The sequence below is a fragment of the Rhodococcus sp. IEGM 1241 genome (genome assembly GCF_033142365.1).
Classification (GTDB): domain Bacteria; phylum Actinomycetota; class Actinomycetes; order Mycobacteriales; family Mycobacteriaceae; genus Rhodococcus_F; species Rhodococcus_F erythropolis.
This window is the reverse complement of the sequence record NZ_JAWLSE010000005.1, coordinates 203,182-226,158: the sequence shown is the minus strand read 5'-3', so window position 1 is coordinate 226,158 and position 22,977 is coordinate 203,182. Positions and strand designations below refer to the sequence as shown.

The 22,977-nt window shown below is 62.6% G+C and carries 24 protein-coding genes; 6 read left to right on the top strand and 18 right to left on the bottom strand.

Translation table 11 applies throughout. The features are described from left to right. Positions 1 to 123 precede the first annotated feature (123 nt). The 10 genes from R4P70_RS22420 to R4P70_RS22375 all read right to left on the bottom strand — a co-directional run bounded on the left by R4P70_RS22420 (position 124) and on the right by R4P70_RS22375 (position 11,727). A complete protein-coding gene (locus tag R4P70_RS22420; RefSeq protein WP_095973602.1) occupies positions 124 to 2,535 on the bottom strand; it encodes a RelA/SpoT family protein in 2,412 nt (803 codons plus the stop codon). A gap of 98 nt (positions 2,536 to 2,633) precedes the next feature. Beyond that, positions 2,634 to 3,212: an adenine phosphoribosyltransferase gene (locus tag R4P70_RS22415; protein WP_007732962.1), complete on the bottom strand. Its 579-nt coding sequence runs from the start codon at positions 3,210 to 3,212 to the stop codon at positions 2,634 to 2,636. Further along, positions 3,209 to 4,939 (bottom strand): ABC transporter substrate-binding protein, encoded by a 1,731-nt coding sequence (locus tag R4P70_RS22410; protein ID WP_317831842.1) that lies wholly within the window; start codon positions 4,937 to 4,939, stop codon positions 3,209 to 3,211. Before R4P70_RS22410 ends, R4P70_RS22415 begins: the two co-directional genes overlap by 4 nt. 2 nt (positions 4,940 to 4,941) lie before the next feature. Further along, a complete protein-coding gene (secF, locus tag R4P70_RS22405) occupies positions 4,942 to 6,165 on the bottom strand; it encodes a protein translocase subunit SecF (RefSeq protein WP_317831840.1) in 1,224 nt (407 codons plus the stop codon). Then, the gene (gene secD / locus R4P70_RS22400) at positions 6,162 to 7,883 is read right to left on the bottom strand and encodes a protein translocase subunit SecD (RefSeq protein WP_060938516.1); all 1,722 of its coding nucleotides are present in this window, start codon (positions 7,881 to 7,883) and stop codon (positions 6,162 to 6,164) included. The genes secF and secD overlap by 4 nt, the downstream gene beginning before the upstream one ends. A 220-nt stretch (positions 7,884 to 8,103) precedes the next feature. Then, on the bottom strand, positions 8,104 to 8,451 hold the full coding sequence (yajC, locus tag R4P70_RS22395) for a preprotein translocase subunit YajC (protein ID WP_019748301.1): 348 nt from the start codon (positions 8,449 to 8,451) through the stop codon (positions 8,104 to 8,106). A gap of 138 nt (positions 8,452 to 8,589) precedes the next feature. After that, complete coding sequence (ruvB, locus tag R4P70_RS22390) at positions 8,590 to 9,687, bottom strand: Holliday junction branch migration DNA helicase RuvB (RefSeq protein ID WP_019748300.1); 1,098 nt, start codon at positions 9,685 to 9,687, stop codon at positions 8,590 to 8,592. Further along, positions 9,684 to 10,283, bottom strand: coding sequence for a Holliday junction branch migration protein RuvA (ruvA, locus tag R4P70_RS22385; protein WP_007732953.1), 600 nt, complete (start codon positions 10,281 to 10,283; stop codon positions 9,684 to 9,686). The genes ruvB and ruvA overlap by 4 nt, the downstream gene beginning before the upstream one ends. After that, the gene (gene ruvC, locus R4P70_RS22380) at positions 10,280 to 10,849 is read right to left on the bottom strand and encodes a crossover junction endodeoxyribonuclease RuvC (protein WP_020907638.1); all 570 of its coding nucleotides are present in this window, start codon (positions 10,847 to 10,849) and stop codon (positions 10,280 to 10,282) included. Before ruvC ends, ruvA begins: the two co-directional genes overlap by 4 nt. 125 nt (positions 10,850 to 10,974) lie before the next feature. Beyond that, positions 10,975 to 11,727, bottom strand: coding sequence for a YebC/PmpR family DNA-binding transcriptional regulator (locus R4P70_RS22375; RefSeq protein ID WP_007732951.1), 753 nt, complete (start codon positions 11,725 to 11,727; stop codon positions 10,975 to 10,977). Positions 11,728 to 11,872: 145 nt separating this feature from the next. Between R4P70_RS22375 and R4P70_RS22370 the strand changes: the two genes are divergently transcribed. Continuing rightward, on the top strand, positions 11,873 to 12,229 hold the full coding sequence (locus R4P70_RS22370; protein ID WP_003943322.1) for a GntR family transcriptional regulator: 357 nt from the start codon (positions 11,873 to 11,875) through the stop codon (positions 12,227 to 12,229). Beyond that, a complete protein-coding gene (locus tag R4P70_RS22365) occupies positions 12,226 to 13,146 on the top strand; it encodes a hypothetical protein (protein WP_317831835.1) in 921 nt (306 codons plus the stop codon). Before R4P70_RS22370 ends, R4P70_RS22365 begins: the two co-directional genes overlap by 4 nt. Positions 13,147 to 13,176: 30 nt before the next feature. Here R4P70_RS22365 and R4P70_RS22360 read toward each other — a convergent pair whose 3' ends face one another. Continuing rightward, positions 13,177 to 13,878, bottom strand: coding sequence for a GAP family protein (locus R4P70_RS22360; protein ID WP_020907635.1), 702 nt, complete (start codon positions 13,876 to 13,878; stop codon positions 13,177 to 13,179). A gap of 1 nt (position 13,879) precedes the next feature. Next, complete coding sequence (locus tag R4P70_RS22355) at positions 13,880 to 14,080, bottom strand: hypothetical protein (protein WP_003943331.1); 201 nt, start codon at positions 14,078 to 14,080, stop codon at positions 13,880 to 13,882. A 111-nt stretch (positions 14,081 to 14,191) separates the two neighbouring features. Between R4P70_RS22355 and R4P70_RS22350 the strand changes: the two genes are divergently transcribed. Both R4P70_RS22350 and R4P70_RS22345 read left to right on the top strand, forming a co-directional pair. Next, positions 14,192 to 15,406: a sensor histidine kinase gene (locus R4P70_RS22350; protein WP_317831832.1), complete on the top strand. Its 1,215-nt coding sequence runs from the start codon at positions 14,192 to 14,194 to the stop codon at positions 15,404 to 15,406. Next, positions 15,361 to 16,038, top strand: a complete 678-nt coding sequence (locus R4P70_RS22345; RefSeq protein WP_317831830.1) for a response regulator transcription factor — start codon at positions 15,361 to 15,363, stop codon at positions 16,036 to 16,038. Before R4P70_RS22350 ends, R4P70_RS22345 begins: the two co-directional genes overlap by 46 nt. A gap of 25 nt (positions 16,039 to 16,063) precedes the next feature. Here R4P70_RS22345 and pdxT read toward each other — a convergent pair whose 3' ends face one another. Both pdxT and tesB read right to left on the bottom strand, forming a co-directional pair. Continuing rightward, a complete protein-coding gene (gene pdxT / locus R4P70_RS22340) occupies positions 16,064 to 16,669 on the bottom strand; it encodes a pyridoxal 5'-phosphate synthase glutaminase subunit PdxT (protein WP_003943308.1) in 606 nt (201 codons plus the stop codon). Next, entirely contained in the window at positions 16,669 to 17,520 is an 852-nt protein-coding gene (tesB, locus tag R4P70_RS22335; protein WP_046378507.1) for an acyl-CoA thioesterase II, read from the bottom strand. Before tesB ends, pdxT begins: the two co-directional genes overlap by 1 nt. Before the next feature lie 35 nt (positions 17,521 to 17,555). On the opposite strand from tesB, the gene R4P70_RS22330 reads away from it, so the two are divergent. Beyond that, complete coding sequence (locus tag R4P70_RS22330; protein ID WP_317831827.1) at positions 17,556 to 18,221, top strand: hypothetical protein; 666 nt, start codon at positions 17,556 to 17,558, stop codon at positions 18,219 to 18,221. A 50-nt stretch (positions 18,222 to 18,271) separates the two neighbouring features. On the opposite strand, the gene R4P70_RS22325 is transcribed toward R4P70_RS22330, so the two are convergent. The 3 genes from R4P70_RS22325 to R4P70_RS22315 form a co-directional block, all read right to left on the bottom strand. Continuing rightward, the gene (locus R4P70_RS22325; protein ID WP_019748291.1) at positions 18,272 to 19,093 is read right to left on the bottom strand and encodes an acyl-CoA thioesterase; all 822 of its coding nucleotides are present in this window, start codon (positions 19,091 to 19,093) and stop codon (positions 18,272 to 18,274) included. A 114-nt stretch (positions 19,094 to 19,207) separates the two neighbouring features. Further along, the gene (locus R4P70_RS22320; RefSeq protein ID WP_317831825.1) at positions 19,208 to 20,716 is read right to left on the bottom strand and encodes an HNH endonuclease signature motif containing protein; all 1,509 of its coding nucleotides are present in this window, start codon (positions 20,714 to 20,716) and stop codon (positions 19,208 to 19,210) included. 128 nt (positions 20,717 to 20,844) lie between these two features. Continuing rightward, the gene (locus tag R4P70_RS22315) at positions 20,845 to 21,267 is read right to left on the bottom strand and encodes an NUDIX domain-containing protein (RefSeq protein ID WP_317831823.1); all 423 of its coding nucleotides are present in this window, start codon (positions 21,265 to 21,267) and stop codon (positions 20,845 to 20,847) included. 161 nt (positions 21,268 to 21,428) lie between these two features. On the opposite strand from R4P70_RS22315, the gene R4P70_RS22310 reads away from it, so the two are divergent. Further along, positions 21,429 to 21,905 (top strand): RidA family protein, encoded by a 477-nt coding sequence (locus tag R4P70_RS22310; protein ID WP_317831821.1) that lies wholly within the window; start codon positions 21,429 to 21,431, stop codon positions 21,903 to 21,905. 100 nt (positions 21,906 to 22,005) lie between these two features. On the opposite strand, the gene pdxS is transcribed toward R4P70_RS22310, so the two are convergent. Beyond that, positions 22,006 to 22,914 (bottom strand): pyridoxal 5'-phosphate synthase lyase subunit PdxS, encoded by a 909-nt coding sequence (gene pdxS, locus R4P70_RS22305; protein ID WP_003943338.1) that lies wholly within the window; start codon positions 22,912 to 22,914, stop codon positions 22,006 to 22,008. Positions 22,915 to 22,977: the final 63 nt, after the last annotated feature.

Here is a 22,977-nt window from a genome sequence, read left to right as displayed (position 1 = left end):
CGATATATACACCAATGAATTTGCGGGGGCAGCGACTTTTGTTTATAAGCCACTGGCTGTAGGCGCCTACCCGTGCTGGGCGCCTTTTTAACCCCCCCGGGGTTAATAACGGCGCACAGCAGTTTACGAAGCAGAGGTCACGCGGTAGACGTCGTAAACGCCTTCCACATTGCGAACCACATTCAGCACATGACCCAGATGCTTCGGGTCGCCCATCTCGAAGGTGAACTTGCTGATCGCCACTCGGTCGCCGGACGTGGTGACCGAGGCAGACAGGATGTTCACCTTCTCGTCGGCCAACGCCTTGGTGACGTCGGAAAGCAACCGATGACGATCGAGCGCCTCGATCTGGATCGCGACCAGGAACACCGACGTCGCTGACGGTGCCCATTCGACGTCGATGATTCGCTCCGACTGATCGTGGAGCGAGTTGGCGTTGGTGCAGTCGGTACGGTGCACGCTGACCGCTCCGCCGCGCGTGACGAAGCCCAGAATCGAATCGCCCGGAACCGGCGTGCAACATTTTGCAAGTTTAGCCACCGTCCCCGGCGCTCCGGGAACAAGAATTCCGGAGTCGCCCGTACTGCGGGTGCGTACCGGCATAGTCGACGGCGTCGAACGCTCGGCCAATTCCTCCTCGACGGCGCCGACGCCGCCCAGATGAGCAACGAGACGCTGCACGACGTGGTGCGCCGACACCTGGCTCTCGCCTACCGCCGTGTACAACGCCGAGACGTCGGGATAGCGAAGTTCGTGCGCGATCGTGCTCATCGATTCGGCATTCATCAACCGCTGCAACGGAAGTCCCACACGGCGGACTTCCTTCGCGATCTGATCCTTGCCGGACTCGAGCGCCTCTTCGCGGCGTTCCTTCGCGAACCACTGACGGATCTTCGCCTTGGCGCGCGGCGAGACGACGAACGTCTGCCAATCTCGGCTCGGCCCGGCGGTGGCAGCCTTCGACGTGAAGACCTCCACGACTTCGCCGTTCTCGAGAGTTCGTTCCAGTGCGACCAGTCGGCCGTTGACCCTGGCACCAATGCATCGGTGGCCGACCTCGGTATGCACCGCATACGCGAAATCAACGGGAGTCGATCCGGCAGGCAACGTGATGACGTCACCCTTCGGCGTGAAGACGAAGATCTCCTTGACGGCGAGGTCGTAACGCAACGATTCGAGGAACTCCCCCGGATCGGCCGCTTCACGTTGCCAGTCGAGTAGCTGACGCATCCACGCCATGTCGTCGACCTCGGCGATGTCGCCGGCGTGCTTGCCCTTGGTCTCCTTGTACCGCCAGTGCGCGGCGATACCGAACTCCGCGGTCCGGTGCATGTCCTGGGTCCGGATCTGGACCTCCAGGGGCTTGCCTTCCGGTCCCACGACGGTGGTGTGCAGCGACTGGTAGACGCCGTAGCGCGGCTGCGCGATGTAGTCCTTGAAGCGTCCGGCCATCGGCTGCCACAGCGAGTGGACAACGCCGACCGCGGCGTAACAGTCACGCACTTCTTCACACAGAATGCGCACGCCGACCAGATCGTGGATGTCGTCGAAATCGCGGCCCTTGACGATCATCTTCTGATAGATCGACCAGTAATGCTTGGGCCGGCCCTCGACGATGGCATTGATGCGCGAGGCGGACAGAGTCGAGTTGATCTCGGCGCGAACCTTCGCCAGATAGGTGTCACGAGAAGGCGCGCGGTCGGCGACCAGTCGAACGATCTCGTCGTACTTCTTCGGGTGCAGGATTGCGAACGAGAGGTCCTCGAGTTCCCACTTGACGGTCGCCATTCCGAGCCGATGCGCAAGTGGCGCAATGACTTCGAGAGTCTCTCTGGCCTTACGTGCCTGCTTTTCGGGCGGCAGGAATCGCATCGTGCGCATGTTGTGCAGACGATCCGCAACCTTGATCACGAGCACGCGCGGGTCCCGCGCCATCGCGATGATCATCTTGCGGATGGTTTCGCCCTCGGCTGCGGTACCCAGAACGACCTTGTCGAGTTTGGTGACTCCGTCGACGAGGTGAGCGACCTCGTCACCGAAGTCCTTGGTCAACTCTTCGAGTGAGTAACCGGTGTCCTCGACGGTGTCGTGCAGAAGGGCTGCGACGAGGGTGGTGGTGTCCATACCCAACTCGGCCAAAATGCTCGCGACGGCCAACGGATGCGTGATGTACGGATCGCCGGACTTGCGCCGCTGGCTCGAATGTCTGTCCTCGGCGACGTCGTACGCACGCTGGAGCAGCGCGAGGTCGGCCTTCGGATACAGCTCACGGTGGAGGCTGACCAACGGCTCGAGTACCGGGCGGATGGTGGCATTGCGCTGACCGGTGATGCGCCGCGCAAGCCGGGCACGCACCCTACGGGAGGCCGAAGCGGGCACGGCCAGATTCTGCCCACCCCGATTGCCGGTAGTTTGCGCTGATCCCGAAACGTCAGGAACCGCGGACTTCGATGGTGTCGTCTCCGGAGCGGGAACTGCACCCGTCTCCTGCGACACTGCACCCGAGTTCTGTGATCGATCAAGATTCGACGTCATGTCGCCACCTCCTACCACCGAGTTGGATGAGGCAACCGCCCTGCATCGGGTAATTGCCCTGGAGGTCTAACTCGACCCCCAGGAGACAACTTTAATACTCAGACCTTCACCAGGGATGTCAGTGGGTACTTCAAGAAGCGATCACGGCCGCGCAATTCCTCGATCTCGAGCACCACTGCGACGCCGACGACGTTAGCTCCACCCAACTCAACCAACTGTACAGCCGCCTCGAGTGTCCCTCCGGTAGCCAGAACGTCGTCGATCACCAGAACATTCCGTCCGGTGAGATCGAAGCCGTTTGCCGGGATCTCGAGTGTCGACGATCCGTACTCGAGGCTGTAGGAACGAGAGAGCACGGGTGGCGGCAGTTTGCCGACCTTCCGCACGGCAACTACTCCCGCGCCCATCTTCGCAGCTGCGCCGGCACCGAGCAGGAAACCGCGAGCATCGACGGCGGCGATCGTGTCGGCGTCCGGAGCGCAGGCGACAAGGGCGTCGAGCACGGCTCCGAATCCCTCGGCGTCGGCGAACACCGGAGTCAGATCGGCGAACCGAACCCCGGGACCGGGAAAGTTGTCCGCCCAGCGGGTCAGCCGAACAACGGCGTCTCCGGCAGCCCGGTGGATTGCGATCAATTCTTCAGTCGTGTGCAAGGCAACACCGTTCGAGACGCTCATCTGCGTAGTACCCATCTGTCCATGTTCCAGCCGGCAGCGGCCCGAGTCGGATTGACCAACACTGCCGACATGCCTGGGGCTACAGCGACAGTTCGTAGTTGATTGAACAGTGGAATCGTAGGCACCTGGGTCCACAGGATGTTCTCCGCCTCCACCGCGAGTCCCAATTGCGCACTGGTGCTCGCATCCACGTTCAACTGATCGATGATCTGATCGATCCTTGCGTTTCCGTACGTTCCGAGGTTTGCGCCGTTGCCCGATCGCAATGCTCCGCGCGCGTCGATCATGCTCGCTGTGCCGCCTGCACCGACTTTGCCTGCCATGCCGGACAGCACAGCGTCGACTCCCCCGGACTGCAGACTCGCCGGATCGAAGCCGTCGCTACTCGCGTCCTCGATCGTGATTCCCGCTGGAGCACACGCGGCTTTCGCCTCGGAGACGATCTGCGCCCGCACCGGGTCCGGTGCGAGGTACCCGACCCGGACGGTCAACTGATCGAGGTCGGCTTCCGACAACGACGTCTTCGCGGCCTCGACGTCGGCATTGGCGTACCGATCACCGTCGACCGCGGCGGCGTCGCCGTAGACGAGTGAATCCGGCGCCATCAGTCGTGAATCAACCACGCCCGAACCCAGACCGGCCTGCGGCGCATTCTCCGTCTGCCCGAACTTCTCGAAAAGTGTTGTCCGCGGAACGCAATGCGCGAAGGCACGGCGCGCGGCCTCGTCCCCCAGCGCGCCCGAAGTCGCGAGAACGAACTGCTCGATCGACCGCGACGGAATCTGCTGGACATCGAACCCGGACGGAGTGCCGAGTTCGCCTGCCGACCCGGAAGCGACGTCGACGACCTCGATCGAGTTCTTGTCGAGGTCCTCGGTCAGATTCACACCACGCGGCCAGACGACGATGCGATCGGTCGCCGGCTTGTTACCCCACCACCGCTCGTTCGCGACCAGTACCAGACCGTCGTCGTCACTGTACGAGTCGATTCGATACGGACCAGCGGAAGGCAGTACGGAGGTGTCCACTTGCCCGGGAGTCAGGTTCCACCCGGTGTTCCAGAAGTCCGCGATCTTCGACAACGCTTCGGCGTCAGCGGCATTCACCGCACTCACGACGTCGCCGACGCCGGCGCGCTGCGTCACGATGTGTGAAGGCATCAATGCAGTCGCACCGAACAAAGATCGCCAATCGGTGAACGATCGCCCGGGTTTGAAGAAGACAGTCGCGTCCTTCGACCCGCTCTGGCAGTCGATCCGGTCGATGTCCGCATATCCGAGATTGTTCGCCGTGTCGAACATGGGCTTCACGACCCCATCGACGTCTTTGGTGAACTTGCCACTCGACGCCGCCCAGGTGAGGACCAGATCGTCACAGGACATCGGAATTCCGTCGGAGTACACGGACGCCGGATTGAGCTTGTACGAGACAGTGAGGACGTCACCGGGCAACTCCGACGCCGTTCCGATGTCGGTGTCCGATACCGGTGCCCCGGCCGGGCCCGTGAACGTGAAGCCGGGAAGCACCCGGCCGAACGCGGCCATCGCCCCGGACACCGATCCGGCTGTCGTGTTGGCGTTGTACGTGGAGATGGAGTTGTCGATGGCGTATCCGATGGAGGGAACCTGCTCGGAGCTTTCCGAGCAGGCCGCCAACGAACCCGCAGCCACCGCAGTGGCTGCAACGAACGTCATCGATCGAACCAGTGTGCGTGTCCTTGGGAGCATGTTCAGTGCCCCTTCTTGTTTCGCTTTCCGGTCGGCCGCGCACCCGGCTGCGGAGCAACCGGCGCACGACGTGCAACGGGCGCGCCGACGGCAACCGCCTGCGTACCCTTCTCGGCCAGCGTAGCCCGGCGCGAGAGCACCTTACGAGTGTGCGCGGCAACGGGTCCCCAGCGTTCCTTCATCGACACCAGGAGCGGCGTCGCGAAGAAGATCGAGGAGTACGCACCCACGATGATGCCGACGAGCTGAACGAGCGCAAGGTCCTTGAGTGTGCCGACGCCGAGCATCCAGACCGCGACAACCATCAGAGCGATCACCGGGAGCACACTGATGACGGTCGTGTTGATCGATCGCATCAAGGTCTGATTCACCGCGAGGTTGGCCTGCTCGCCGTACGTCCGGCGCGTCAGATGCAGAACACCGCGGGTGTTCTCTTCGACCTTGTCGAACACCACCACTGTGTCGTACAGCGAGAAACCGAGAATGGTGAGCAAACCGATCACCGTCGCGGGCGTCACCTCGAAACCGACGAGCGAGTAGACGCCGGCAGTGACGATGATGTCGAAGAACAACGCAACGATCGCAGCTACCGCCATGTCCCGCTCGAAGCGGATGGCGATGTAGATACTCACGATCACCAGGAACACAATCAGCGCGATCAGCGCCTTCTTGGTGATCTGGCCACCCCAGGTTTCACTCACGTCCGCAAAACTAATGGCCTGCGCAGACGGGTTCCCGTTCTTGTCCTTGGGCTGGAACTCGTCGAAGAGAGCCGACTGCAGATCGTTGATCTGCGTCGCGTTCAACGTCTCCGACCGAATCTGTACGGTGGCGCTGGCACCCGAGCCGACCGTCTGCACGCTGACCGGCTCGAACCCGAGTGTGTCGGAGTAGACGGTTTCCACCTCCGACGTCTCGACTCCACCCTCGGCCGGGAACTGAATGCGCGATCCGCCCTCGAAATCAATACCGAAGGTGAAGCCGCGCAGGATGATGCTGAGCAGCGCAATGGCGACCAGAGCGCCGGTCAGTCCGTAGTAGAAGCGACGCCTGCCGACGACCTCGAACGCACCCGTTCCCGTGTACAGCCGCGAGAGCCAACTGTGCTTGGGCATCGCGCCCTGATCGACGCCGGAGTCGGTGATCTCCGACCGGGCTGCGGCATCGGCGGACTCGGCCGAGGAACTGTTGTTGGGCCCCACCGGGGAGTTGTTGGACTCGCTCATGCTCGTGTCTCCTTAGCCGACGCAGCGGCGGCAACCTTACGTTCGCGGGCAACCTCTTGCACTGCGCCGAGACCGTTGACGCTGGGCTTGGACCAGAACGCCGAACGGGACGCCATACTGACCAGTGGCCACGTCACGAGGAACACGACAATCACGTCGAGGATGGTGGTCAGACCCAAGGTGAAGGCGAAGCCTCGCACCTGTCCGACCGCCAGCACGTACAGAACTGCAGCGGCGATGAAGCTCACCGCGTTGCCGGAAAGAATTGTTCGGCGCGCTCGCGCCCAACCGCGTGGCACCGCGGAGCGGAAGCTACGGCCCTCACGCATTTCGTCCTTGATGCGTTCGAAGAACACGACGAACGAGTCGGCGGTCATACCGATACCGATGATCAGACCAGCCATGCCGGCCAAGTCGAGTGTGAAGCCGATGTATCTGCCGAGCAGAACCATGATCGCGTAGACCATGACTCCGGAGAGGATCAGCGACAACGCCGTCAGGACGCCGAGCATCCGGTAGTAGACGAGGCAGTACAGCAGAACGAGAACGAGACCGACCGCGCCGGCAATCAATGCCGCCTGCAGTGAGGCCAGGCCGAGCGTTGCCGAGACCGTCTCGGCCTCGGAAGCTGCGAACGACAGCGGAAGCGAACCGTACTTCAGAGTGTTGGCAAGTTCTTTGGCGCTCTCCGCAGTGAAACTGCCCGTGATCGAGGTCGCGCTACCCGCAGGCGTTGCACCTTGAATCGTGGGGGCGCTGACGACCTTCGAGTCGAGCGTGAACGCTGCCTGCTTGCCGATGTTGGCAGAGGTGAACTCGGCCCAGGTGTTGCTGCCGGTCGTCTTGAACGAGAGGCTGATCTCGTGGCGCGACTGCTGCGAGTTGAAGACCGAAGACGCGTCGGCAATCTCCTGGCCGTCGATGATCGAAGGACCGAGAAGATAGATGTTCAGTCCGTCTTGCGAGCACGCGACCAGCGGAAGAGTCGGGTCGTCGTTTCCACGGAGCGGATCCGCGACGGAGCAGTCGAGGTTCGCCACTGCTTGCTGCTGCACCGTCGGATCGCTGCTCTGTCGGAGGGCGCGCGCTGCGGCGATTTCCGCTGCTGCTGCGTCGCCTTCGTCGGTGCCGTCACTCGATGCGTCCGCGGGGGGAGCCGGTGTTGTCGTCTCCGGCGCCGGGGTTGCCTCCGGAGTGGTCGGGTCCTGAGCCAGGAACGGGCGGTTCTGCGGCGTCTGGGTCCCGTCGGCCGGTACCTCGGGAGCCGGAGCATCAGTGGCCGGAGTTTCGGCCGCCGGCGCCTCAGGGGTAGCTGTCCGATTCGCGTCACGGGTGGCGACATCGATCGAACCCGTCACCGGGCGGATGTACAGACGGGCGGTCTGGCCGAGCGAGCGAGCCTGCGCACTGTCGTCGCCGGGAACGGTGATGACGAGGTTGTCACCGTCGACGACGACCTCGGAGCCGGAAACGCCGAGACCGTTGACGCGGGTCTCGATGATTTCCTGAGCCTGCTTGAGACTGTCCTGACTGGGAGCGCTGCCGTCCGGGGTACGAGCGGTCAACGTGACGCGCGTTCCACCCTGCAGGTCGATGCCGAGTTTCGGCGTGGCCGACTTGTCTCCAGTGAAGAACACCAGGGCATACAGTGCCACCACCAGGACCCCGAAAAGGGCCAGGTAGCGGACCGGATGCACCGTTCCGGTGGAAGGTGCCACGATCTTTAAGTCTCCTCAGTAGGTGCAGAGCTTCAGTAAATGCAGGGCTCGGGCGGTCGACGACCACCCGAGCTGCGGCGTTCGAACTGCAACGATTGATCAACGGGATGAACTGAGCTGCTGGTGAAAGAACTACTCCGATGAAAGAACTACTACAGACCAACCGATCTGGACGTGTGTCCGAGTTCACAACTCTAGAACACGTGCCAGGTCGACGAAGTCAGGACTCCTTGGTGAGCCGGATTTCGGTGTCAGCAGCTGATTCTTCGATCTCGGAAACCGAGTCGTCGTCGTACTCGTCGGTTTCGGTCGTCTCGACAACGCGCTCACGGATGACCAGACGCGACCAGGTGGTGATGACACCGTCGGCGATCTCGAGGTCCACGGTGTCGTCGTCCAGAGAAGCAATCGTGGCATAGAGCCCGGCCGTGGTCTGCACTCGATCGCCGACCTGCAGCGAGTCCTGCATCTCGGAAGTGGCAGCCAAAGCCTTCTTCTGCTTGCGCATGCCCAGGAACATGGGCACCAGCAGTGCGAGGATCAAGAGTGGGAAAAGCAAACTCGACATGTGTTGATCAACCTCGGTTGTGTTGCACGTTTTACGCCGCGATGGTCCCGGATGGACCTACGCAATACACCAGTGTGCCATTAGTTGCTGAGGATTCCTGACAGATCGGCCGTTCAAGTAGGCCTTTCCAGTCGAAATTCACTCTCCGTTCGGATCGAACAACGTGGCCTGCGGTTCGTTGACGCGAACCTCGATACCGCCCGCTGCGGCATCCGGCGGCGGTGTCATTCCGAGTTGAGTCCAGGCAGCGGCGGTAGCCACGCGTCCTCGCGGCGTCCGGGCGATCATCCCGGCCCGAACCAGGAACGGCTCGCACACTTCTTCCACCGTCGACGGTTCCTCGCCGACGGCCACCGCAAGCGTCGACACGCCGACGGGCCCGCCGCCGAACGACCGCACCAACGCACTCAGTACGGATCGGTCGAGACGGTCCAAGCCCAACTGGTCCACGTCGTAGACAGCCAAGGCCGCCTGAGCGACGTCCATCGTGACGATTCCGTCGGCGCGAACCTCGGCGAAGTCACGAACCCGGCGCAGCAATCGGTTCGCGATACGCGGCGTCCCTCGCGAGCGTCGTGCGATTTCGGCCCCGGCGTCAACTTCGAGATTGACTCCCAGAATTCCGGCCGAACGCATCAGAATCTGTTGCAGCTCTTCGGGTTCGTAGAAATCCATGTGAGCGGTGAACCCGAAGCGGTCGCGCAACGGACCGGTCAGCGCACCTGACCGCGTAGTCGCACCGACCAGCGTGAACGGTGCAACCTCCAGAGGAATCGACGTGGCACCCGGCCCCTTACCGACGACGACGTCGACACGGAAGTCTTCCATCGCCAGGTACAACATCTCCTCGGCCGGACGAGCGATTCGGTGAATCTCGTCGATGAACAGCACGTCACCCTCGACGAGGTTGCTCAGCATCGCGGCCAGGTCTCCGGCGCGTTCGAGCGCCGGTCCGGACGTCAACCGTAGAGAAGAGCCCAACTCCCCCGCGATGATCATCGCCATCGACGTCTTGCCGAGCCCGGGGGGACCGGACATCAGGATGTGATCAGGAGTGCTGCCGCGAAGTTTTGCTCCGGTGAGCACGAGCTGCAGTTGTTCGCGAACACGGGGTTGCCCGATGAAGTCGTCGAGACTCTTGGGACGCAAACTCGCTTCGACATCGCCGTCTCCCGCCACCAATTCGGCAGAGACCTGCGACTCGTCGTCGAAATCGTCGATCGGGTCGAAGTTCATCGAGTCTTACCGAGCAGCGACAGAGCAGAACGCAGTGCTACCGACGTAGTGGCCTCGGGCGATTCCGCCAGGACCGAATCCGTGGCCTGCTCGGCCTGCTTGATCGGGAAGCCCAGACCTTCGAGAGCCTCGACGATCTGATCACGGATCGAACTGCCGACGACGACACCGGAAGCCGCGCCGGCCGTCGTCGCGACGGCGTCGACCTTGTCGCGCAGTTCGACGACCATGCGCTCGGCGCCGCGTTTCCCGATACCGGGGACCCTCGTCAACGCCGTCAGGTTGCCTTCCGAGAGTGCCCGCCGCAATGCGTCCGGTTCGAGCACTGCAAGAGTTGCCATCGCCAGGCGCGGTCCGACTCCGGAAACCGTCTGCAAGAGGCTGAACAGGTCCTTCGACTCGGTATCGGAAAAACCGTAGAGCGTCATCGAGTCTTCGCGAACGATCATCGTCGTGAACAGTCGCGCTTCGCTTCCCCGATGCAGTGCACCGAGAGTCACCGGGGTGGCATTGACCCGATAGCCGACACCTGACGCTTCGATGACCGCGTGGTCGAGCGCAATATCGAGTACCTCGCCGCGTACCGACGCGATCATCGTGAACCTGCCTTCTTCATCTCGGCCAATTTTGCCTGATACTTACGCATTTGTTCAGCGGCCATCGCCTCGGCCCGGGCCATTCGCTCGATCATCGGTGCTCGCCAGCAGTGACAGATCGCGAGCGCCAGAGCGTCAGCGGCGTCAGCCGGTTTCGGCGCCGTCTTCAAGTTCAGGATTCGCGTCACCATCGCGGTGACCTGCGCCTTGTCGGCGTTACCGCTGCCGGTAACGGCGGCCTTCACCTCGCTGGGCGTGTGGAAACACACCGGGATGCCGCGTCTGGCGGCAGCGAGCGCGACAACTCCGCCTGCTTGCGCCGTCCCCATCGCCGTACTGACGTTGTGCTGCGCGAATACACGCTCGATCGCGACGACCTCCGGCTTGTACTGCTCGATCCACAGCTCCGCCGCATCGGAGATTCGCAGTAGCCGAGACCCGAGGTCCATCTCGGGCGGGGTCCGCACCACGTCGACAGCAATGGGGCGCACTTTCCTGCCGTTGCTCCCGTCGACCACACCCAACCCGCAGCGAGTCAAGCCTGGGTCCACTCCGAGCACGCGCACTTTGTCACACCTCTCCATACCGAACAGCTGTTCGATAGCTTAGCGGTGCGCGGGCGTACTGCCCCGCATCAACACGCAACCCGGCCGAGACGCGGACGTCAGGGCCGGGTTGAGTTGAAAAGCAATCAGTCTTCGAGAGCCGCGAGAACCTCGTCGGACAGATCGATGTTGGTGTACACGTTCTGCACGTCGTCAGAGTCTTCGAGCGCGTCGACGAGCTTGAAGATCTTGCGTGCGCCGTCGACATCCAAGGGAACCTCGACGGAAGCGCGGAAATCGGCTTCAGCGGAGTCGTAGTCGATGCCGGCTTCCTGAAGTGCCGAACGTACGGCAACCAGATCCTGTGGCTCACTGACGATTTCGAAGGTTTCACCGAGATCGGTGACTTCCTCGGCACCGGCGTCGAGCACAGCCATCAGGACGTCGTCCTCCGACTGGCCGTTCTTCTCGAGCGTGACGACACCCTTGCGAGCAAACAGGTAGGAGACGGAACCCGGGTCAGCGAGGTTGCCACCGTTACGGGTCATCGCGGTGCGAACTTCACCGGCTGCGCGGTTGCGGTTGTCGGTGAGGCACTCGATCAGAACGGCGACGCCGTTGGGTCCGTAGCCCTCGTACATGATGGTCTGCCAGTCTGCGCCGCCCGCTTCTTCACCGGCGCCGCGCTTGCGCGCACGCTCGATGTTGTCATTGGGAACAGACGTCTTCTTCGCCTTCTGGATGGCGTCGTACAAGGTGGGGTTGCCCGTGGGATCGCCACCGCCGGTTCGTGCCGCCACCTCGATGTTCTTGATCAGCTTCGCGAAGGATTTGCCACGACGTGCGTCGATCACAGCCTTCTTGTGCTTGGTGGTGGCCCATTTTGAGTGGCCGCTCATGCGATTCAAGCCCCTTTCCTGCTGCGTTGCGCACGCCGAATGCGCGTCTTTCAGCTCTGCCGATGTTACCCGTCCCACGTCACAACTCGCTGCATCCCCCGACACGAATTAGTCAAACCGCGCATTGTTTGCATAGAATGCAAACATGTTGGTCCGAATAGATCACGCCTCCACAACTCCACTAGCGGAGCAGATTGCAGCCGGGGTTCGTGGCTCGGTCATCCGCGGTGAGATCGGTCCAGGTGACCGCCTGCCGTCCGCTCGCGCTCTCGCCGAGTCGATCGACGTCAATCTCCACACGGTTCTTCGTGCGTACGCAACACTCCGCGACGAAGGCCTGATCGACCTCCGACGCGGACGTGGCGCCGTCATTCGCGCCGAATTCGACTCGGGAAGAACAGCTCTCAACGAATCTGCGCGCGAGTTCGTACGGCAGGCCCGAAATCTCGGACTCGACACTGCGCACATGCTCGACCTCATCAAGGAGACCAGCACACAATGACGACCAGCAAGATCCGACTCTGGACAGCAGCTTCGCTGACTCTGATCCCGACCCTGATTCTGGTTCTCGCACGCTTCGCGTGGGGTGACCGCCTACCCGAGACCGTCGCGAGCCATTGGTCCGGATCGACCCCGGACGGGTTCAGCACCACGACGACGTTTTTCGCCATCGCGCTGGTGATTTCACTGGTGGCTGCCGTTTGCGCCTGTGTCGTCGCGGCCCGTTCGAGCGACAACGCGCCCTTGTTTCTCGCCGTAACCTCGATCTCGAGTGCGACACTGGCGATGATCTGGATTCTGAGCGTCGCCCTGACGATCGACGCCGGGTCGCCGGAAGACGCGCGTATCGGCTGGTGGATTCTTGCGCCGATCGCGGCGGTACTCGTAGGAGTTCTGGCATACGCGCTGCCTGACCAGCAACGAAGCGGCCCGGAGTCGCCACTGCCGACCCCGACGCTCGACACTCCGCTGACGGCCTCCGAACGTGCAGTGTGGGTCGGGCAGGTCCGCAGCGTCTGGCCGTGGATCGTTACCGCCGGCCTCGTAGTTCTCGTGATCGCGACTGCCGCGTACTCGGATTGGTGGGTTGCCGTGATCCTGGGTGTGTCCACACTCGCCGTCACAGCATTCGCGTCGGTCACCGTGCGCGTCGACCGTCACGGTGTCGGCATCAGTTCCTGGGGCGTTCGATGGAAGAAGATCCCCATCTCGAAGGTGAAGTCCGCATCAGTCGACGCGATACGTCCGGCCGAATGGGGTGGATGGGGTTACCGAATGACACCGCGCGGAACAGCCGTCACGCTCCGCTCGGGTGAGGCCATCGTGGTCACTCTCGAGAACGGACGACTGTTCGCCGTGACCGTCGATCACCCGGAAGACGGTGTGAAGCTGATCAATTCGTTGGTTCAGGCTGGTTGATTCACGAACAACGTCAATTTACGAACAACGTCAATTCACGAACAACACGGCAGCGGCATTGCCGGCGAGGTAGAAGCCGGCAATGCCGAACACCCAACCCATCGCGCTGTCGCCGTGGCGAGAGATGAACGAATCCACCCCGCGCAGCGGCTTGTCCAGTCGGTCGCCGGCCACGATCCGCCCGCACAACAGAAGGACTGCCGGAGTGGCCATGATCAGGCAGTATCCGGCAAGTATCGACGCAGACGTGACTGCGGACAGCCCAGCAGCGGTGATCATCGCGATCGCCGCCAAGTAGGGCAGCATCGTCACCAACTCGGCGGTCCCGGCAGCAATTGCCAGAAGTACAACACTTCTCGCGGAACTGCCCGAGCCGAGCACCCGCTCTCGCCAAACATGAGTTCGATCGGCCTGACCGGATGTGCGCCTCTTCTCGGAATCGAATCGAAAGCTCCACGCGAACAACGCGATACCCAGAATCAACTGCGCACCGCGGGCGGCGGGGGTTTCGAGCAGCGGGGCGACGACAGGCATACCTGCCCGTGCCGTCGTCCAGACTGCCACCCCGACAACAAAATAGAACGTCGTGATGACCACCAGATACGTCAGCAGCCTGCGAACCCGCGGTCGTCCCGGCATCAACAACATCCAGACCGGGACGACCAATGTTCCGATGCTCGTACTGTCCAGCAGGGCGAGCCCGCCCAGCGTGGTGAGCAGGACGAGTTCCACGTCAGTCGTTTCGGCGCTCGGGTATCGCTGTCTCCCTCGTTCGGACTGCATTCACGATGTCGAAGGCACCGATGATCGCGAGGATCACGCCGAGTGGTCCGCCGCGAAACCAGAAGAACTCGGCGTCACGCGCGAACAGCCACAGACAGCCGCCACCGACGACCAAGAGAATGCCGATCATCAACTCGAAGCGAATTTTCATACGTCGAGCCTGTCTTCTCTATCGAATCCGCACATCAGCCATCGGAACAACGCCGACCTCATCATTTGGTATGACAAGTCAGGCGCCCCGATGTGCTCTGATAAGTCTGTGGTGACCAGAAGTCGGAGTGTCGGCAAGTGGAACGATCCGCTCATCGCCTTCGGCCTGTTCGCGATCGGGGTACTCCTCTACCTGGTCGGCCTGTACCAAATGTGGACCGATGTCGGAGGTGTCGCCGACGTTCCTGCCGGGGTTCGGATCGGGATGCTGGCTCTGCTGTGTGTGATCGACTCGTTCCGGCGGGTGCGTCCGGCAACAGCTTTGGCGGCGGGGGCCGTCATCGTCGCGGTCGACGCTGCCCTGGGACCCACTCTGCCGATGTGGCTGGTCCTCTCGGATCTCACCTACGCCGCAGTTCTGTACGGGACGGCGCGGCTGGGCCGAGTGGTGTGTTCTCTGACCGCGGTGACGGTTGCCGCGCTCACCGCACTCGTCTACCTGTCCACCCAGGACGTCCGCGCTGCGGCTGGGGCAGGCGTGGTGACGGCACTGTTCTTCGGTACGCCGGTGTGGTGGGCACTGGTCATCCGTCGACAAGTCGAACTGACCGAGGCCGAACGCGAGCGTTCCAGAGTCCACGAAGCACTCGCCGCTCTAGACCGCGAGGCCGCAGTCGCTCACGAACGAGCAACCATGGCGCGCGATCTGCACGACGTCATCGCAAGCCACCTCTCCGCCATCGCAATCCATTCGGAGGCGGCACTGTCCACCACAGCTCTCTCCGGTGAACGGGGCCAACCAGACGACGGCTTGCGGGAGATGATCGGGGCGATCAGATCGAGCAGTCTCGCGGGCCTTTCCGAGATGCGGTCGATGATCGAACTGCTCCACGCCGGGGACGACGAGACCCCGGACCCGCGTTCCTCTCCCCCGCGGCTGACCGAGTTGCCCGTCGTCCTGGACGCAGTTCGGGCAGCCGGCGGCACTGTGCACGTTGCGATCGACGTCGATGCTGCCGACCTGCCGAGCGTGGTCGATCACACGGCGTATCGGATCACCCAGGAAGCGTTGACCAATGCGCTCAAGCATGCACCTGGTGCGCCTATCTCGATGTCGATCTCTCTCCAGCACAATGCATTACAGGTCGAGATCCGAAACCCCGTCGGTCCCGACACATCCCATCCGCGGGCAGGAACGCGCGGACTTGCAAACATGCGTCACCGCGCCGAACTGCTGGGCGGTTCACTCGACGCACTTCCGGTCGACGGAGAATGGACGGTATGCGCGCAGCTACCGGTCCCCGCACCGAACCGAACGGATCGGTGATCACCGTCGCCCTGGTCGACGACCACGCCGCGATCCGCTCCGGCCTGGCGATGATCCTGCGGCAGCACGACGACATCGATGTCGTTGCAGAAGCCGGTGACGGAGCGTCGGCGATCACCGTCACCCGCACACATCAACCCGACGTCGTACTCATGGACGTCCGGATGCCAGGCACCGACGGCATCGAGGCGACGCGTCAGATCATCGGGACGACCCGCAGCCGGGTTCTGGTGTTGACCACCTTCGACCTCGACGAATACGTCTTCGCGGCCTTGCGCGCCGGCGCGTCGGGATTTCTGCTCAAGACTGCGACCGCGGACGAACTGACCAACGCTATCCGCAACGTCGCGGCCGGAGATGCAGTGCTCGCTCCTCGCGCGGCGCGTGCACTGATCGGCGAGTTCGTTCAGCGTGCACCCAAACCCACCGAACCGCTGGGATTGAGCGAGCTCACCGACCGTGAACGTGAGGTGCTCGCGCTGCTGGGGACAGGTATGTCCAATGCCGAGCTGTCGCGTGAACTCGGTGTCGGTGCTCCGACGGTGAAGTCGCATGTGTCGCGAGTTCTGTCGAAGTTGCACCTCACCTCACGCGTCCAGGCGGCGATCCTTGCCCGCGAACTGGAGCTGTAGGTTCGGCCGAGGCTGACTACTCCAGTTATCCGCGAACCAGATCGACGAACATCTCGTGTACTCGACGGTCACCGGTTACCTCGGGATGGAAAGAAGTGGCGATCACCGAGCCCTGCCGAACCGCAACGATCCGGCCCGCGGCCTCCCCCGCGGCGGCGGGAACCTGCGCAAGGACCTCAACGCCCGGTCCAACTCGCTCCACCCACGGCGCGCGGATGAAGACGGCGCGGATGGGATCTCCGATGATGCCCTCGAACTCCAGGTCGGACTCGAAAGAATCGACCTGTCTGCCGAAAGCGTTGCGGCGCACCGTCATGTCGATGGCGCCGAGATGTTCGGCGTCCGGCCGGGTGTCGAGTACCTCGCTCGCCAGCAGAATCATGCCGGCACACGAACCGTAGGCCGGCAGCCCGCCGCGAAGACGCTCACGCAGCGGATCCAACAGTTCGAACACCTGCAGAAGCCGGCTCATGGTGGTGGATTCGCCACCCGGAATCACGATTCCGTCTACCTTGTCCAGCTCCTCCGGCCGTCGGACACCCACGGCATCCGCACCCGAATCATCAAGTGCAGCAAGGTGCTCGCGAACATCACCCTGGAGGGCGAGTACACCGATCAGCGGACGCGTCATCACACAGTTCCTGTCTTGTTCTCACGGCTGTCGGGTTCGCGTTCCAGACGCGTCAAACCCTCCTGAACCACCGCTGCCACCATGTTGCCATCGCGATCGTAGATACGCCCTTGAGTGAGCGCGCGACCGAAACCTGCCGACGGCGATGTCTGGTCGTAGAGCAACCACTCGTCGGCCCGGAACGGACGCAGGAACCACATCGCGTGATCGAGCGAAGCAGTCTGCGTCTTCACGCCCCGGTGCGGGACTTTCGAAGTTCCGAGCAGGGTCATGTCACTGAGGTACGCAAGCGTGCAGATGTGCAACAGCGGACGATCCGGCAGAGCCTCGCGGTAGCGCATCCACACGCGCTGTTGTGCGGCGAGATCCGGCGCTGACGCACTCTGCTCGGCCGGCACAATTCTGATGTCCCAGTTCTTCCACTCTTGGTAGAACTGGGATTCCGCCAACTTGGGGACGGTCTGCGCGTCCTGCAAGTCCTCCGGCGCCGGAACGGAAGGCATCCGATCCTGATGCTCGATACCTTCGTCCTCGACGTGGAACGAGGCCGACATCGTGAAGATCGTCTTGCCGTCTTGGACTGCGTTCACCCGGCGGGTGCAGAACGAGCGCCCGTCGCGGATGCGGTCCACCAGGTAGACCGTCGGAATCTTCGGGTTGCCCGGGCGCAGGAAGTATCCGTGCAACGAGTGCACGTGGTAGCTCTCGTCGACGGTACTCACGGCAGAAACCAACGACTGCCCGGCAACCTGCCCGCCGAACGTCCGTTGAAGTGCGGTGGGATGGACCGCACCACGGAAGATGTCCTTCTCCAGGTGTTCGAGCGCGAGGATCTCCTCGATACCAACCATGAGTCCTCCGGAAATAGACCGCCGCGGTGGGCGCGATGACGGTTCACAATATCGCCTCGGCGAGCGGGCACGGCACCATGGTGGGCGTGAGCACATTCATCCCGTCCACTCCCCTCGCCCTGGCCGAGCAGATCGCAACGCTGAGCGGATCATTTCCGTCGGTGGCGGTTGTAGCGATCGACGGACCTGATTGTGCGCAGCCGTCTCGGCTCGCGGAACTGGTCGGGTCCGCCGTCGAGTCGCACAGCAGGCCGAGTGCTGTTGTGTCACTGCACGACTACGTGCGGCCGGCTTCGCTGCGATACGAGTTCGGTCACGAGGATGCGCTGAGTTACCGCACCATCTGGTTCGACTATCCGGCACTCGATCGTGAAGTGATCACCGCTGCCCGCACCAAACGAGCGTTCTTGCCGAAACTCTGGGACGAACCCACCGATCGATCGGCTCGCTCGACCCGCGTCCCCGTCCATGAACGCGCGGTCATCGTGATCGCCGGTCCGATGTTGCTCGGGCGTGGGCTGGAGTTCGACGTCAGCGTCCGCCTGGACATGAGCGGAGCTGCCATGCGACGGCACACTCCGGAGGCGGATCTGTGGACCGTCGACGCACTCCTCGAACACCGCTCAGAGATGTCCGAGGAGGTCGATTTCGAGGTCAGGTACGACCATCCGGCCCGGCCTGCGGTGCGGTCTCGCCCCTGAAGGCCTCGCTGCGATTGATCTCACTTCAGGCGACCTCACTTCGGCCGACCTCACTTCGGGCGATACAGCCTGGTCAGGCCTTCCTGGACGACTGCAGCAACCATGTTTCCTCGGCTGTCGAAGATTCGTCCCTGCGTCAATGCGCGACCGAAGCCCGCTGACGGCGACGTCTGGTCGTACAACAGCCACTCGTCGGCCCGGAACGGCCGCAGGAACCACATGGCGTGATCGAGCGAGGCGCTTTGCATGGCGACGTCCATGTGAGGGCCTCGGGAAGACCCGAGCAGCGTCATGTCGCTCATGTACGCAAGCGTGCACACGTGAAATACCGGGTCGTCCGGGAGAGCCTCGCGGGAACGGAACCATACTTGCTGCTGTGCGGCAGCGCCTGGACGTTTGTTGATGTCGGCCTTCGGCACCATCCGGAGGTCCCAATCGGACCACTCGCGAGCCAACCACGCAGTCTCGGGATCTTCCGAATCCTGGGCGATGGCCAAGGTCTCGGGGTCAGGGACCGGTGGCATCTCGTCCTGGTGCTCGATGCCTTCGTCTTGGACGTGGAAGGATGCCGACATCGTGAAAATGGCTTGCCCGTCTTGAATTCCGGTGACCAAGCGGGTCGCGAACGATCGACCGTCCCGAACACGATCGACCAGAAAGACCGTCGGCTCCATCGGATTGCCCGGACGCAGGAAGTATCCGTGCAACGAATGAACTGAATAGGCCGGATCGACCGTACGTACCGCCGACACCAATGCCTGGCCGGCGACCTGGCCGCCGAAAGTGCGGGTCAGGGTGGTCTCCGCGATGATTCCTCGAAAGATGTCACGCTCGAGGCGTTCCAACTCCAGAATTTCTTCGATCCTCGCCATCGATGCTCCACATCTTCCCGTGTACCGACGTCTACCGACCTTCACACAATGCCTGACGCACCCCCGGCCACCAAAGTGGGCATCCGAAAACACTGTGCGACGGGGCGCATCGACTCAGAATGGCGGTGGATCGTCTCCGCCGTCGAAGGTCCTCCTCTGTGCCTTCTTCATCCGCCGGTGCATCCGTATCCGCTGACGCCGGCGCTCACCCCGCACACGAGAGGCCTTGTTCTCCAGACGTGTGCGCCGACGCCGACCACCCTTGGGCAGTACAGGCTCGAGCATTCCCGCCAGCAGACCTGACGGCCTGGTTCGGTAGCAATGTCCGGTCGGCGAGGTCAGCATGACACTCCGGTCCGGGTTCGAGATGTGCAACCACTGACCGGAATGCTTGAGGCGGTGATGGTTTCGACAATACGCACTCATATTCGACGCCACGGTCTTTCCACCACGAGTGGGATCGCGATGATCAAAGGGCTCAGTGTGATCAAGATCTGAATTCCATGCAGCGACATCGCAGTGCAACCACTGGCAGCTTCCTGCGATCACCCGCACCCAGGTGTCGAGGACAGCGCCGGGGCGGTAGACCGACGCCGAAGGAACAACGGGCGGAGGTACTGGCTCGCCCTCACCGGAAGACTCGCGCGCGGCATCGGCTGGTACCTTCACCTTCCGAATCAGCGCACCCGCGGCGATGTCACGCGCATGCTCTGCACTGATCACTCCATAACCGTCGAGGTGAGCGGGTTCGTCTGCACCTGGTGCGTCACCGCCCTGAAGCGTTGATTCCAGCATGACCACGTGAACCAACGGCCGACGCACCACGACAATCCCGCTTCGATCTTGTGGGCACTCGTCCCGGCCGCAATCGCACGGCAGAATCGTCGACCCGGATACCAACGCTCCCAATGCGTCAGCTCGTCGTTGCTCGTACTTACGGGAATCGTGTCGACACACCGACATTGCCAACTCCCGCAACCGACGGTCGAAAGCCCGTGCTTTCTCCGCCGGAATACTCCCCAATATCCGCGCCATTCCGTCCTCGGCAGCGCTCACACCCACGAACCGATCAGCCAGGGCGCGGCGTCGACGTTCGCGTATCCCCTCGGGATCCACCACGGCGACGATCCGGTCGATAGCCGCTGTCAATCGGCGACCGGTCAAGCCAGTACCGCCAGGCATCGGTGGCGCCGAGATCTTTTCGAGGAGTTGCCGTTCCACCTCGTCGATCAAATCGTCAGCGACGTTGGCCGTAGCGGAGTCGATCAATCCGACTCGATACAGATCCAGTTCTCCGCGCGCCATGGCGGCACGCGTGCGATGGAGCCGAGACTTGAGAGAAAAGCCGAGACCGATCAACTTTCCCGCTGCGGCACGGCCCATGGTCAATGCCGCGCCGAGCTCGGCCTCAGCCAGTTCGTGAGCGGTAGACGACCAAGCACCGTTATCAGTGTGGTCAGCGCTGCGACGCTCGAAAAACTCGGCAATGGCAGCCAGTTTCCGTTCCACGAGCATCGATTCGCGCGCATGCAGATCGGCGATGAGATCGATGAGGGCGCAGTCGGATTCAGCACCGGACAGCTGCGCTGCGGTACCCGAACTTCCTGCTCCGTCATCGAACATTCCTCAACATTATTCGAATATACGTTCGATAGCCATGATTTCCAGGAATCAGTCCGAACAATCCCGATTGACCGAAAATTGTTGCGGAGCAACCTTTGCGGCCACTCGTGTTCCGGCAACGGATTCCCCTACTGAACCAGGGCGTTGATCATGCGGGCAGCTTCGGCCGGGTAGATAGGGCGGTCGGACCCACCACTCAAAACCCAGTGGACTGGACTACCTTCGTCTAGGACTCGGAGTTGCACGTCGAGCGGAAACGCATCGATGTCAGCTGAGTCGACTGCAAAGACATGGACAATCTCATGCCCAGGTCGCCCCTCGAACTCGAAGATGTTCTCGACGACCTCGAGCAACTCGACGCTTCCCAACCTGACACCGAGTTCCTCCGCGAACTCGCGTCGCAGCGCCGCCTCGGCCGTCTCACCGAACTCGATACCGCCACCGATCAATCGATGAAAGTTCTCCCCCGTGACAGAGTCCGTGCCGTCGAGCATGAGTACATGACCGGAACGGACAGGTATCCCCAGTGAGATGTTACGAATTGACGACATACGACACAGTTTAGGTGGCCAACTCGAACACCATTTGAATCCGACGACGGCGAATATCACCAAAAGTGATGGGGTGGGCGCAAATGCGACTTGGACTTGCCGAGACTCCCGATGACAGACTCGAACACCATTCCCGGACAAAAGAACCCATTGAGGAACCGATGAACGACGCAAGTACCTGGACCGCACGACTCGCCGCACTCGACCTGACCCTCCCGCCTGTTGCCACCCCCGCAGGCTCATACCTTCCCGCCGTTCGGACGGGGTCATACGTCTACACGTCGGGGCAATTGCCGCTCGTCGACGGCACTACGACGTGCATCGGCAAGTTGGGCGAGGGCGTCTCCGTCGAAGACGCCGCCCAGGCGGCGCGGTTGTGCACTCTCAACGGACTCGCGGCCGTTGATGCCTTGGTCGGTCTCGACCGCATCGTTCGGGTCGTCAAGGTCGTTGGATTTGTTGCTTCGGGATCCGGATTCTCGCAGCAACCCCAGGTGATCAACGGTGCGTCCGACCTGCTGGCCGAGATCTTCGGTACCGCTGGACAACACGCCCGCTCTGCGATCGGCGTGGCCGAACTCCCCCGAAACAGTGCCGTCGAGGTCGAGTTCGTGTTCGAGGTATCGGACAGCATCTGACGGTCCGCCACACCCCGAAGGGGCGGCGGTTGCCAATGCAACCGCCGCCCCTTCTTGTGTAAAGACTTTCAGGCACTGAGCCCGGTCATTGGACCTGCTGTCACCAACCGCGCTCTGCGAGGCGGTGTCCGACGGGCAGGTCGTCGACGTTGATGCCGACCATTGCCTCGCCGAGTCCGCGCGAGACCTTGGCGAGCACGTCCGGGTCGTCGTAGAACGTGGTGGCCTTGACGATGGCCTCGGCGCGCTGCTTCGGGTTGCCGGACTTGAAGATGCCCGATCCGACGAACACGCCTTCGGCGCCGAGCTGCATCATCATCGCAGCGTCTGCGGGGGTGGCGATGCCGCCGGCGGTGAACATGGTGACAGGCAGCTTGCCTGCCTTGGCGACCTCGACGACCAGTTCGTACGGGGCCTGCAGTTCCTTGGCGGCTACGTACAGTTCGTCCTCGCTCAGCGAGGTCAACCGGCGGATCTCGCCGCGGATGGTGCGCATGTGTGTGGTGGCGTTGGAGACGTCTCCGGTGCCGGCTTCACCCTTCGAGCGGATCATGGCCGCGCCTTCGTTGATGCGACGGAGCGCTTCACCGAGGTTGGTGGCGCCACAGACGAAGGGGGCGGTGAACTTCCACTTGTCGATGTGGTTGGCGTAGTCGGCCGGGGTCAGGACCTCGGACTCGTCGATGTAGTCGACGCCGAGGCTCTGCAGGATCTGCGCTTCGACGAAGTGACCGATGCGTGCCTTCGCCATGACGGGGATGCTGACGGTGGAGATGATGCTGTCGATCATGTCCGGGTCACTCATGCGCGAGACGCCGCCCTGTGCGCGAATGTCTGCGGGGACCCGCTCGAGTGCCATGACGGCGACGGCGCCGGCGTCTTCGGCGATCTTGGCCTGCTCAGCGGTGACCACGTCCATGATCACACCGCCCTTGAGCATTTCAGCCATGCCGCGCTTGACGCGGGCGGTGCCGATGGCGGTGGTGGGGGCAGAGTCGGGGGTGCTCACAGCAAACTCCTGCAGTAGTGGCGTGACGAAAGAAACAAGGCACGGCGAACACACGAGTTCATT

Coding starts and splice junctions, on each gene's coding strand:
- ruvB (WP_019748300.1), bottom strand. CDS start 9,687: ATGAACTTCGACCCGATCGACGATTTCGACGACGAGTCGCAGGTCTCT.
- R4P70_RS22375 (WP_007732951.1), bottom strand. CDS start 11,727: ATGAGCGGCCACTCAAAATGGGCCACCACCAAGCACAAGAAGGCTGTG.
- secF (WP_317831840.1), bottom strand. CDS start 6,165: ATGAGCGAGTCCAACAACTCCCCGGTGGGGCCCAACAACAGTTCCTCG.
- R4P70_RS22415 (WP_007732962.1), bottom strand. CDS start 3,212: ATGAGCGTCTCGAACGGTGTTGCCTTGCACACGACTGAAGAATTGATC.
- R4P70_RS22345 (WP_317831830.1), top strand. CDS start 15,361: ATGCGCGCAGCTACCGGTCCCCGCACCGAACCGAACGGATCGGTGATC.
- pdxT (WP_003943308.1), bottom strand. CDS start 16,669: ATGACGCGTCCGCTGATCGGTGTACTCGCCCTCCAGGGTGATGTTCGC.
- tesB (WP_046378507.1), bottom strand. CDS start 17,520: ATGGTTGGTATCGAGGAGATCCTCGCGCTCGAACACCTGGAGAAGGAC.
- ruvA (WP_007732953.1), bottom strand. CDS start 10,283: ATGATCGCGTCGGTACGCGGCGAGGTACTCGATATTGCGCTCGACCAC.
- R4P70_RS22330 (WP_317831827.1), top strand. CDS start 17,556: ATGACGGTTCACAATATCGCCTCGGCGAGCGGGCACGGCACCATGGTG.
- R4P70_RS22310 (WP_317831821.1), top strand. CDS start 21,429: ATGAACGACGCAAGTACCTGGACCGCACGACTCGCCGCACTCGACCTG.
- R4P70_RS22320 (WP_317831825.1), bottom strand. CDS start 20,716: ATGTTCGATGACGGAGCAGGAAGTTCGGGTACCGCAGCGCAGCTGTCC.
- R4P70_RS22315 (WP_317831823.1), bottom strand. CDS start 21,267: ATGTCGTCAATTCGTAACATCTCACTGGGGATACCTGTCCGTTCCGGT.
- R4P70_RS22355 (WP_003943331.1), bottom strand. CDS start 14,080: ATGAAAATTCGCTTCGAGTTGATGATCGGCATTCTCTTGGTCGTCGGT.
- yajC (WP_019748301.1), bottom strand. CDS start 8,451: ATGTCGAGTTTGCTTTTCCCACTCTTGATCCTCGCACTGCTGGTGCCC.
- R4P70_RS22370 (WP_003943322.1), top strand. CDS start 11,873: ATGTTGGTCCGAATAGATCACGCCTCCACAACTCCACTAGCGGAGCAG.
- R4P70_RS22325 (WP_019748291.1), bottom strand. CDS start 19,093: ATGGCGAGGATCGAAGAAATTCTGGAGTTGGAACGCCTCGAGCGTGAC.
- R4P70_RS22420 (WP_095973602.1), bottom strand. CDS start 2,535: ATGACGTCGAATCTTGATCGATCACAGAACTCGGGTGCAGTGTCGCAG.
- R4P70_RS22365 (WP_317831835.1), top strand. CDS start 12,226: ATGACGACCAGCAAGATCCGACTCTGGACAGCAGCTTCGCTGACTCTG.
- R4P70_RS22410 (WP_317831842.1), bottom strand. CDS start 4,939: ATGCTCCCAAGGACACGCACACTGGTTCGATCGATGACGTTCGTTGCA.